General features: G+C 62.3%; 14 protein-coding genes. 10 read left to right on the top strand and 4 right to left on the bottom strand.

The window, feature by feature from the left end; translation table 11 throughout:
- Positions 1-149: 149 nt before the first annotated feature.
- The 6 genes from rplJ (at position 150) to K2W81_RS15830 (ending at position 4269) form a co-directional block, all read left to right on the top strand.
- Entirely contained in the window at positions 150-665 is a 516-nt protein-coding gene (gene rplJ / locus K2W81_RS15855) for a 50S ribosomal protein L10 (protein ID WP_294106304.1), read from the top strand.
- Positions 666-730: 65 nt separating this feature from the next.
- Positions 731-1111 carry a 50S ribosomal protein L7/L12 gene (rplL, locus tag K2W81_RS15850; protein ID WP_294106303.1) on the top strand — a complete coding sequence of 127 codons (381 nt, stop codon included), beginning with the start codon at positions 731-733 and terminating at the stop codon, positions 1109-1111.
- Positions 1112-1362: 251 nt separating this feature from the next.
- Positions 1363-1938, top strand: a complete 576-nt coding sequence (locus tag K2W81_RS15845) for a hypothetical protein (RefSeq protein WP_294106301.1) — start codon at positions 1363-1365, stop codon at positions 1936-1938.
- A gap of 148 nt (positions 1939-2086) precedes the next feature.
- On the top strand, positions 2087-3550 hold the full coding sequence (locus K2W81_RS15840) for a carotenoid oxygenase family protein (RefSeq protein ID WP_294106299.1): 1464 nt from the start codon (positions 2087-2089) through the stop codon (positions 3548-3550).
- Positions 3551-3586: 36 nt separating this feature from the next.
- Complete coding sequence (locus K2W81_RS15835; protein ID WP_294106297.1) at positions 3587-3946, top strand: type II toxin-antitoxin system RelE/ParE family toxin; 360 nt, start codon at positions 3587-3589, stop codon at positions 3944-3946.
- Positions 3943-4269 carry a helix-turn-helix domain-containing protein gene (locus tag K2W81_RS15830; RefSeq protein ID WP_294106295.1) on the top strand — a complete coding sequence of 109 codons (327 nt, stop codon included), beginning with the start codon at positions 3943-3945 and terminating at the stop codon, positions 4267-4269. Before K2W81_RS15835 ends, K2W81_RS15830 begins: the two co-directional genes overlap by 4 nt.
- 10 nt (positions 4270-4279) lie before the next feature.
- Here the strand turns inward: K2W81_RS15830 and K2W81_RS15825 are convergent, their stop codons facing one another.
- The gene (locus K2W81_RS15825) at positions 4280-5071 is read right to left on the bottom strand and encodes a DUF1295 domain-containing protein (RefSeq protein ID WP_294106293.1); all 792 of its coding nucleotides are present in this window, start codon (positions 5069-5071) and stop codon (positions 4280-4282) included.
- Entirely contained in the window at positions 5068-6294 is a 1227-nt protein-coding gene (locus K2W81_RS15820) for an acetyl-CoA acetyltransferase (RefSeq protein WP_294106290.1), read from the bottom strand. The genes K2W81_RS15825 and K2W81_RS15820 overlap by 4 nt, the downstream gene beginning before the upstream one ends.
- Positions 6295-6430: 136 nt before the next feature.
- Here K2W81_RS15820 and K2W81_RS15815 point away from each other — a divergent pair, with 136 nt between their 5' ends.
- From K2W81_RS15815 to K2W81_RS15800, 4 genes are all read left to right on the top strand, one after another.
- Positions 6431-6886 (top strand): helix-turn-helix transcriptional regulator, encoded by a 456-nt coding sequence (locus tag K2W81_RS15815; RefSeq protein ID WP_294106287.1) that lies wholly within the window; start codon positions 6431-6433, stop codon positions 6884-6886.
- 62 nt (positions 6887-6948) lie between these two features.
- Positions 6949-7302, top strand: coding sequence for a hypothetical protein (locus K2W81_RS15810; RefSeq protein ID WP_294106284.1), 354 nt, complete (start codon positions 6949-6951; stop codon positions 7300-7302).
- A 99-nt stretch (positions 7303-7401) separates the two neighbouring features.
- Positions 7402-7782, top strand: coding sequence for a hypothetical protein (locus tag K2W81_RS15805; RefSeq protein ID WP_294106282.1), 381 nt, complete (start codon positions 7402-7404; stop codon positions 7780-7782).
- 19 nt (positions 7783-7801) lie between these two features.
- The gene (locus tag K2W81_RS15800; RefSeq protein WP_294106279.1) at positions 7802-8236 is read left to right on the top strand and encodes a winged helix DNA-binding protein; all 435 of its coding nucleotides are present in this window, start codon (positions 7802-7804) and stop codon (positions 8234-8236) included.
- 12 nt (positions 8237-8248) lie between these two features.
- On the opposite strand, the gene K2W81_RS15795 is transcribed toward K2W81_RS15800, so the two are convergent.
- Positions 8249-8662 (bottom strand): MucR family transcriptional regulator, encoded by a 414-nt coding sequence (locus tag K2W81_RS15795; RefSeq protein ID WP_294106277.1) that lies wholly within the window; start codon positions 8660-8662, stop codon positions 8249-8251.
- Positions 8663-8846: 184 nt separating this feature from the next.
- Positions 8847-9308 (bottom strand): CocE/NonD family hydrolase (locus tag K2W81_RS15790; RefSeq protein WP_294106275.1); only part of this gene is annotated, 462 nt, incomplete at its 5' end.

Genomic DNA, 9308 nt, shown 5'->3' with positions numbered 1-9308 from the left:
TTGCCCTCGCGCGGTCTGCCGTGGTTCACGCCGCGATCCACCCCCTTTGACGGACAAGCCCGGCTGGAACGGGGGTCCGCCCCCTGCCCATCCCGGATTAACCGGCGCCCCGGCATGTGTCTGGGCGTCATTTGAACGTGGAGAATGGCATGGATCGTGCTCAAAAGGCCGACCTCGTCGCTGATCTGAACCGCACCTTTGCCGAGGTGAACGTGGTGGTCGTCACCCGCAATCTCGGCATGACCGTCGCACAGTCCACTGTGCTGCGGAACAAGATGCGCGACGCCGGCGCGAGCTACAAGGTCTCGAAGAACAAGCTTGCCAAGATCGCGCTGGACGGCACCAACTATCTCTCGCTGGGCGACATGCTCACCGGGCCCGTTGGTCTCGCCACATCCGTTGACCCCGTCGCGGCTGCCAAGGTGGCCGTCGAATTCGCGAAGACGAACGACAAGTTCGAAATCGTGGGTGGGGCGATGGGCGCGACTGTCCTCGACGTCGAAGGCGTGAAGGCACTCGCAACGATGCCGTCGCTCGATGAACTGCGCGCGAAGCTCGTGGGTCTGTTGGTGGCACCTGCCACCAAGCTCGCGACGATCACGCAGGCACCGGCGGCGCAGATTGCGCGCGTCCTTTCGGCCTACGCGGAGAAGGAAGCAGCCTGATTTTCGGGCATTTCGTTTTGAACCAACATTGATGGGGCCGATTGCCCCGAAATCGGAGAATGAACATGGCAGACCTGAACGCGCTGGTAGAAAGCCTGAGCGCATTGACCGTCCTCGAAGCCGCAGAGCTGTCGAAGATGCTGGAAGAAAAGTGGGGCGTTTCGGCCGCCGCAGCCGTTGCCGTTGCCGGCCCGGCCGCTGGTGGTGGCGCCGCTGCTCCGGCTGCTGAAGAGCAGACCGAATTCGACGTCATCCTGACCGGCGACGGCGGCAAGAAGATCAACGTCATCAAGGAAGTCCGCGCGATCACCTCGCTCGGCCTGACCGAAGCCAAGACGCTGGTTGAGTCGGCGCCCAAGGCCGTCAAGGAAGGCGTGTCGAAGGACGAAGCCGCCAAGCTGAAGGCGCAGCTCGAAGCCGCCGGCGCGACCGTCGAAATCAAGTAAGCAGCGCTTGCCCCGGCCCAAAGCCGGGGTGCGCAACGCCAATCAGGGCTGCGCCCGGCAACGGGGGCGGCCCTTTTTGCGTGCGTCTGAAGTGACTCACGCACGATTGCGCCCAAATCACGGGCCAATCGCGACTTGGCGCCGCCGACCGGGCGAGCTAAAGCAATGCCATGATGGGTGAGGCCAACAAGTCCGACCAGTCACCACGACGTCGGCGCTGATCGCTGGCGCCGGACCTGAGACCGCGACCAATGGATCGGACAGCGCAATTCTGGGAACTCGGCTGGTGTCAGGTCAACGACCTGCTAGACGCCAAGCAATTGCTGCTGGCGCAAAAGGCGATTGAGGCGTCGCGCCGCAACGGACTGATGCACCTCGGGACCCATAAGGTCGATCTGGGCACGCTCAACGAATATGCGCCGACCGTGGGCCAGGTTTTGCTTGGCCATCTGCTGCCGTTTCTGGAAAAGCTCGTCGCACGACCGTTGCTCCCCGGCTATTCCTATTGGCGGATTTACGAAACTAGCCACCAGTTGCCACGCCATCTCGACCGCTATGTTTGCGAAATCAGCGTGACGATGACGCTGGCCAGTGATCCCATCGCGAGCGACTGGCCGATGAAGTTTACGGACTTAACGGGCACAAATCAGGCCGTGTCGCTCCCGCCCGGCGCGGCGGTGGTCTATCAGGGCTGTCGCGTGCCGCATGAGTTTGAGCCGTTCGGCGGTCGCGAAAATCATCAGCTGATTCTGCATTATGTGTTGGCCGACGGCGAAAACGCCGAACGCGCGCCGGAGATTCTCGCACTTTGGGCGCAGCCTGGCTGAATCGCCTGCGGCGGTGCAGCGCGCGCCCGTGTGAGGTCCACCGTTCAGGGCGCCCCCGCTGGCGAGCGGCGCCAGCGTCGTCTATACCATGCTCCAATGAGCGGCGACGGGCTTGGTGCCTGCAATTGCCGTGTGGGGAGTGGTGTCCATGCTGATCGATCGTCTGCCGCCCGTCGTGTCGTCGCTCCGGCCGAGCAACCATCCCTATCTCAACGGCGCCTGGACGCCGCAGCATGAGGAAGTGACGGCAAGCGATCTCGACGTGATCGAAGGCGCGATTCCGACCGATATCGACGGCGTTTATCTCCGCAATACCGAGAACCAGCTTCACCAGCCGCTCGGCAAATATCACCCCTTTGATGGCGACGGCATGATCCACCAGATCAACTTTGCGGGCGGTCGCGCGAGCTACCGCAACCGCTGGGTGCGCACGCGCTGCTTTGCGGCCGAACAGGAAGCGGCTGAGTCGCTCTGGGGCGGGCTGATGGACAAGCCCGGCACGTCGAAGCGCCCCGGTTTCGGCGCCCACGGTAGCCTCAAGGATTCATCGAGCACCGACATCATCGTCCATGCCGGTAAGGCGCTGTCGACCTTTTATCAGTGCGGCGAGGGGTATCTGCTCGATCCCGAAACGCTCGAACCCTTGGGGGTCGCGCCGTGGGTGCCGCTCGACGGCATTTCAGCGCATCCGAAAGTCGATGAGCGTACTGGCGAGCTCCTGTTCTTCAATTATTCGAAGCACGCGCCGTATATGCACTACGGCGTCGTCGACCGCGACGGACGCCTCGCGCATTACATCCCGGTGCCGCTGCCGGGGCCGCGACTGCCGCACGACATGATCTTCAGCGAGCACTGGTCGATCGTCAACGACCTGCCGATGTTCTGGGATCAGGAATTGCTCGCGCGCGGCATTCATGCGGCGCGGCTTCACGAAGGTATCCCGAGCCGCTTCGCCCTGATCCCGCGCCACGGCCAGCCCGAAGAGATCCGCTGGTTTGAGGCTGAACCGACCTACATTCTCCATTTCCTCAACGCCTATGAGGAAGGCAACGAAGTGGTGATGGACGCCTATTTCCAGGACAATCCCCAGCCCGCCCCGCTGCCGAACGAGGACGGCTATGGCCATATGATGGCCTATGTCGACGAGCACAGCTTCCAGCCTAAACTCCACCGCTGGCGCTTCAATCTCGCTGACGGGACGACGCGTGAGGAACGGCTCGACGACCGCATCCTCGAATTCGGGATGATCAACCAGCAGCTGGCGGGCCGCAAGCACCGCTATGTCTATTCAACCACGACCAAGCCCGGCTGGTTCCTGTTCAACGGCTTCGTCAAACATGATCTGGAGACGGGCGAGAGCTGGTCGCTGATGCTTGAGGAAGGCCGATATGCCAGCGAAGCCCCCTTCGCGCCGCGCGTCGGGGCAACGGCAGAGGACGACGGCTATCTGGTGAGCTTCATCATCGACGAAAATCGTGGCACGAGCGAATGCGTGCTGATCGATGCGCGCGACATCGAAGCCGGCCCGGTGTGCCGAATCGCGCTGCCGCACAAGATTTCGAGCGGCACGCACAGCTGCTGGGCGGGTCGCGCGGCGTTGACGGCGGCTTGACATTATACCTAAATTGATATAGCCAAGGTCGGGATGATGAACGAAACCCCAGTTCACTGGGTAGGGTCATCAAAGAAGGATTTGCTCGCCTTCCCCGAGCCGGTCGTCTCAGCAATCGGTTATGCGCTTGGCGTTGCGCAGCTTGGCGGAAAACATCCGCATGCCAAGCCTTGGAAAGGCGAAGGTGGCGGCGTCTTCGAAGTCGTCGAGGATTATTCGGGCGACACCTATCGCGCGGTTTATGCCGTGCGCTTCGCTGGGGCGATCTATGTGCTGCATGCGTTTCAGAAGAAGTCGACCAAGGGCATCGCCACGGCAGCAACCGACATCGCGATGATCAAGGCGCGGTTGCGGCTCGCCCGTGAAGATTATGAAGGCAGGAAGAAGGCAAAATGACCGATACCCAGATCACCCATGGCACAGTGAATGTGTTCGCAGACCTTGGCTTGAGCGACCCGGCGGAACGGCAAACGAAAACGCGGCTTGCGTTCGCGCTCAACCGGATCATCAAAGACAGGGCGCTCAAGCAGCTCGATGCCGCCCGCCTGCTCGGCGTGCCGCAACCAAAGGTGTCGGCGCTCGTCAACTATCGGCTCGACGGCTTTTCGGTGGAAAAGCTGATGGACTTCATCGTTGCGCTGGGCCGCGACGTTGAAATCGTGGTCCGCGTGCCCCGAGGTGATGCGCCGGCACGCGTGATCGTATCGGAGGCGGCCTGACGCCGAGCTGCTACCCCTTCGGCCACCACGGCACAAAGCCGCTCGTCCGCCGGACATAGTCCTCATACCCCGGCTTCTTGCGCTTCAGCCGCCCTTCGATCGTCGGCACGCCGGACCATTTCATCAGCGTCCACGTCAGCAGCACCGGCCCCGGCAGTGCCCATAGGCCGGTGAAGCTCTCGGCGCCGATCAAATAAAGGCCCCACCAAGTGCAGGCATCGCCGAAGTAATTGGGGTGACGGGTGTAGCGCCACAGGCCGGTGGTCAGCACCTTGCCCTGATTGGCGGGATCGGCGCGGAAGCGCACGAGTTGCCAGTCGCCGATCGTCTCGAACGCAATGCCAACCACCGCGACCGCAGCGCCGACCATCCCCACCAAGCCGACGCTCGGCGCCGGATCGATCTGGCCGAGCTGCACCGGCAGACAGACGATGAACAGCAAAGGCGCCTGCGTCAGATACACCATCCGCGCCGATGCCTCGCCAAAGCCCCATCCCTTTGCCTCCTTGGCCTTGCCAAACATCGTCACATAGCGGCGATCGGGGCCGTGATGCCGCCAACGCCACAGCAGATAGCCGCCGAGCCGCACGCCCCACAGCGCGCACAGCCCGAGCAGCAGCGCTTTCCGCCCCGGGTCGCCCCCCGTTTGCACATAGCTTGCGGCCCCGAGCGCGACCATGCCGAGCGCCCACACGCTGTCGACCGGCGTCACGTCGCGCGTCTTGAGCGTGATCAGCCAAAGCGCAACGAACAGCAGCGCCAGCAGCAGCGCGTTGGTCGCGAGTAGCGCCAGCGCGGTCACGCGGCCTGCTCGACGATGAAGCTGACGGTCGTCGTGGTTGACCCGCCGATATTGAGCGTCTGCGCGCGCTTGGCGCCGTCGACCTGATAATCGCCCGCCTGATCGGTGACTTGCTTGAAGCTGTCGAGCAGCATCCGCACCCCCGTCGCCCCCACCGGATGCCCCGCGCCGATCAGCCCGCCCGAAGGATTGACCGGCAGGCTGCCGCCGCGATCGATGACACCCTCCTCGATCGCTTTCCACGCCTCACCGGGTTCGGTGATGCCGAGGTGATCGATCGCCATATATTCGGTCGCCGCGAAGCAATCATGCGTTTCGACCATGTCGATCTGCCCGAGGTCGGCGACGCCTGCCCGCGCGCGCGCATCCTCGATCGCGCGACGCACTTGTGGGAAGACGTAGCGCTGGCCCGCGCTCGCGGCGACCTTGCCGGCATAGCCGATCGGCGCCGTGCGATGTCCCCAACCGCTGATCCGTGCGAGTCGCTCGATCGGGATGCCGCGCTTCGCCGCATATTCTGCCGCGCACTTGGGCGAAGCGAGGAAGATCACCGCCGCACCGTCGGTCACCTGCCCGCAATCCATTTTGCGCGTGCGGCCTTCGATCACCGGATTGGCCTCGTCATCGGCGGTGAAGGCCTCGGGCGCGAAGCTGTAACCGCGCGTCTGGGCATTGGGATTGCGCCGGGCGTTGGCGAAGTTGATTTCCGAAATCCGCATCAGATGCGCATAGTCGAGCCCGTAACGCTGGTCATATTCCTCGGCGAGGTCCGAAAAGGCGCGTGGCCAGACGAAGGTCGCGTCCTGATATTCATGGTCCCGCCAGATCGCGGCGGCGAGATGCTCGGCCGCCGTCTGGCCCGGCACATTGCGCATCTGCTCGATGCCGACGACGCAAGCGAGGTCATAGCGCCCCGCTTCGATCTCAGCCGTCGCGGCGAGGACCGCAACGCTGCCCGACGCGCACGCCGCTTCGTGGCGCGACGTCGGCAAGCCGTCGAGCGCGGGCTCGACCTGCCCGAAGAAGCCGCCGAGCAGCCCCTGCCCCGCGAAAAGCTCGGCGGTAAAATTGCCAACATGGCCGGTGTCGATCTCTTGGGGGTCGAGCGCGGTCGCGGCCAAGCCGCTGTGCAGCACTTCGCCGAATGCATCGCTCAAATCCATCCCGCGCCGACTCCACACCGTCGCGAAATCGCTCTGCCATCCGCCCAGAATATAGACCATTTGTGCGCCCTCCCCGTTTTTTGCCGCACTGTCGCAAGTCAAGGGACCATGCGCAAGGATCGATGGCCCCGATTCGGACACCGAATCTCGCTCCGCTTTGGTTGAGATTACGGACCAAATATGCCTAGAGTCTGACATGGCGAATCCGAAACTCGACATGCTGACGGAGCGCGAGCGCGCATGCCTTCGTCTCGTTGCCCGCGGACACTCCTCAAAGGAGATCGGGGGAGAGCTCGGAATTTCTCACCACACTGTGGACCTTTATCTCAAGCGCGCGATCAAGGCATTGGAGGCAAGCGACCGACGCGACGCCGCGCGCCAGCTCGAGAACCACGAGTTATCGGGTAACCAAGGATTGGTTACCCAGCCACCGGAGCTTGCCGCGCCCCCCGCTCCACCCGTCATATCCTCTCCGATCCGGATGGAGTCGCCATCTGGGTTCGCGGTTCCCTTCTTCCGTATCGGGAGAGAGCATAATGATTTGACGGCCGTTCAGCGATTGGGATGGATCTGTGCGTTAGCGGTGTTCATCCTCTTCGTCGTCGCCAATTTCCTGAACGGGCTTGCCGCGCTTTACACCGTAACCTTGTAGCGCCGAACCTTTCAACAAGAACTTTAGCTCGCGACCGACTGTGTCGCGTGGAGGAAAGAATCATGACTTCTGCAAAGACAATTGCCGCTGTTCGTATCGCCCGGTCGCTGCCCCCCGCGGAGCGGGCCATGAACGAAGCGGCCATCAAGATGCTGGCCATGGGCACCGCTGTGCTCACGGCCCGGGCTGATGGGACTTTTCATCCGTTGGAAGGTCAGGCTGCCGTCGATTATGTTGGCGATGCGACGGCCAAGGTTTTTGGCGCGATGAAGGATATCCAGAACGCGCACGCGCACCTGCGCGCTGCGGCAATCCATCACCAAGTGCTGGGACAAGGCGACCTCTTCGACACGCCGCCGCATCTAGCGCCGAGTGGTATTGTTCGGGCGCCGGTACCGCTGGTCGCGGCAGCCTGATCTGGTCGTTTACCCCATGGATCAACGCTGCTGCGGTCACGATTGATGAGAGTAATCATATATCTCTCCCTTCTCGGGGTGTGCTGCCTCTACGCATACTTGCGCGGCGGTGCACCCGAGCGGTGGGGTGCGGCAGCGCTGGTCGCGGCAGTTATCATAACCCCGTTTGCACCCTCGTCAGGTAGCTTTCGTTTCCAGAACATCGAGTGGGGCGTCTTGGCCGTCGATACAACCTTGATGGTCGCAATCGCGATTATCGCCGTTCGCGCGCAACGCTTTTGGCCCATGTGGATGGCAGCAATCCTGATGGATACTGTCTTGACCCACCTGCTCAAGCTTTCGCCGAAGCTGTTGCCCTGGTCGTACGGGATCATGAGTGCCTCATGGAGCTACCCCATCCCGATCATCCTCGCAGTTGGCGCTTGGCGACATCACATGCGCAAGCAGCGTTACGGCGATGATCCGGCCTGGAACCAATAGCAAATTCCAAGGATTTTTTATGACCGAATTTCAGAAAATCCAGGGCACCCTCGCCGAAATTGAGGCGCTGGAAGCCGTGCTCGCCGATGCCCGGGCCCGTGTCCTTTCGCTGGACAAGCCCCGCGATATCGCCGCGCAAGTCTATACCGCCCGCCGCACGCGCGACGCGTGCTTCGGCGCGGACGCGATATTGTTCGGCGAACCCGCGTGGGACATGCTGCTCGAGCTTTACTCGGCGCAGGAAACCGGTCGCGAGACGTCGATCACCAGCGCCTGTTTCGCCGCGCAGGTGCCAAACACGACAGCACTGCGCCATCTCGGCAATCTTGAGGCGCATGGCCTGATCGTGCGGCGGAACGACCCCGAGGATCGCCGGCGCTCGGTCGTGCGCCTCAGCGAGGCCACGACCGAGATCATGCAGGACTGGCTGACCCGCTACAGCACCGTGTCATAGCGGACGCCGACTTCACTTCTTGCGCGGCTTGGTCCCGAGGCCAATTTTGAGCGCGAGGCTGCGACGCTGCTTGGCATAGTTTGGCGCAACCATCGGATAATCGGCTGGCAGCTTCCACTTGGCGCGATAGTCGGCCGGGGTCATCTTGTAGGACGTCATCAGGTGACGCTTCAGCATCTTGAGCTTTTTGCCGTCCTCAAGACACACAATGTAATCGGGCTTGATCGACAAGCGCACCGGGACCGCGGGTTCTTGTGCGGTCTCAGGCGCTGCCTGCGGCGTGCCGAGTCCGGTAAGCGCCTCATGGACCGACTGGATCAACCGCGGAAGGTCCGAAACCGAGGTAATGTTGTTGCTGACATGCGCGGTAACGATGTCGGCGGTCAGCGATACATAGGTGTCGTCCGAAATAACAGCTGCACTCATCTGGCCATTTCCCCTGTTCAGAATTGACATAGTCAATCCATATTGATCCGATTCGAATCAATAGCAAGGGCAGACGTGCGGCGGGATGCACCGCTATGGGGCTATCGAGCGAAGTGTTGACTATTCTGCCTGGCGACGGCTTGAAATAGCGGCGGTTTAATCTGTGCGTCGCCGACAGCTATCGTTATTCGGCGACCGGCAGCCACACCCGACTGGCCTGTGCCCCACCGCGCATCAGCGTGACCGTGGCCGGTTTAAAGTCCGCTTTGGTCGCAAAGAAGATGTTCGGGACATAAGTCTGCGGGTTGCGGTCATAGAGCGGGAACAGGCTCGACTGGACCTGTACCATGATGCGGTGGCCAGGCTGGAAGACATGGTTCACTACGGGCAGCCGGAATTTATACTCCTGCACCTTGCCGGCCGGGATCGCGCTCGGTTTGGCGAAACTCTCGCGGTAACGGCCCCGGAAGATGTCGAGACTGATCGCGAGCTGATAGCCGCCCATTTTTTCATTGCCCGCCACTTCATCGGGATAAACGTCGATGATCTTCACCACGAAGTCGCCGTCGGTGCCGGTCGTTTTGGCGAAGATATCGGCCATCGGCACGCCCGACACGCGGACCGGCTTGGTCAGCACTTCGGTCTG

The sequence above is a fragment of the Sphingomonas sp. genome (assembly GCF_019749955.1).
Lineage (GTDB): Bacteria > Pseudomonadota > Alphaproteobacteria > Sphingomonadales > Sphingomonadaceae > Sphingomonas.
Note: the sequence above shows the minus strand (reverse complement) of the source record. Positions and strands in the feature narration are given on the sequence as shown.

Coding starts and splice junctions, on each gene's coding strand:
- K2W81_RS15845 (WP_294106301.1), top strand. CDS start 1,363: ATGGATCGGACAGCGCAATTCTGGGAACTCGGCTGGTGTCAGGTCAAC.
- rplJ (WP_294106304.1), top strand. CDS start 150: ATGGATCGTGCTCAAAAGGCCGACCTCGTCGCTGATCTGAACCGCACC.
- K2W81_RS15820 (WP_294106290.1), bottom strand. CDS start 6,294: ATGGTCTATATTCTGGGCGGATGGCAGAGCGATTTCGCGACGGTGTGG.
- K2W81_RS15800 (WP_294106279.1), top strand. CDS start 7,802: ATGACCGAATTTCAGAAAATCCAGGGCACCCTCGCCGAAATTGAGGCG.
- K2W81_RS15830 (WP_294106295.1), top strand. CDS start 3,943: ATGACCGATACCCAGATCACCCATGGCACAGTGAATGTGTTCGCAGAC.
- K2W81_RS15835 (WP_294106297.1), top strand. CDS start 3,587: ATGAACGAAACCCCAGTTCACTGGGTAGGGTCATCAAAGAAGGATTTG.
- K2W81_RS15810 (WP_294106284.1), top strand. CDS start 6,949: ATGACTTCTGCAAAGACAATTGCCGCTGTTCGTATCGCCCGGTCGCTG.
- rplL (WP_294106303.1), top strand. CDS start 731: ATGGCAGACCTGAACGCGCTGGTAGAAAGCCTGAGCGCATTGACCGTC.
- K2W81_RS15815 (WP_294106287.1), top strand. CDS start 6,431: ATGGCGAATCCGAAACTCGACATGCTGACGGAGCGCGAGCGCGCATGC.
- K2W81_RS15795 (WP_294106277.1), bottom strand. CDS start 8,662: ATGAGTGCAGCTGTTATTTCGGACGACACCTATGTATCGCTGACCGCC.
- K2W81_RS15840 (WP_294106299.1), top strand. CDS start 2,087: ATGCTGATCGATCGTCTGCCGCCCGTCGTGTCGTCGCTCCGGCCGAGC.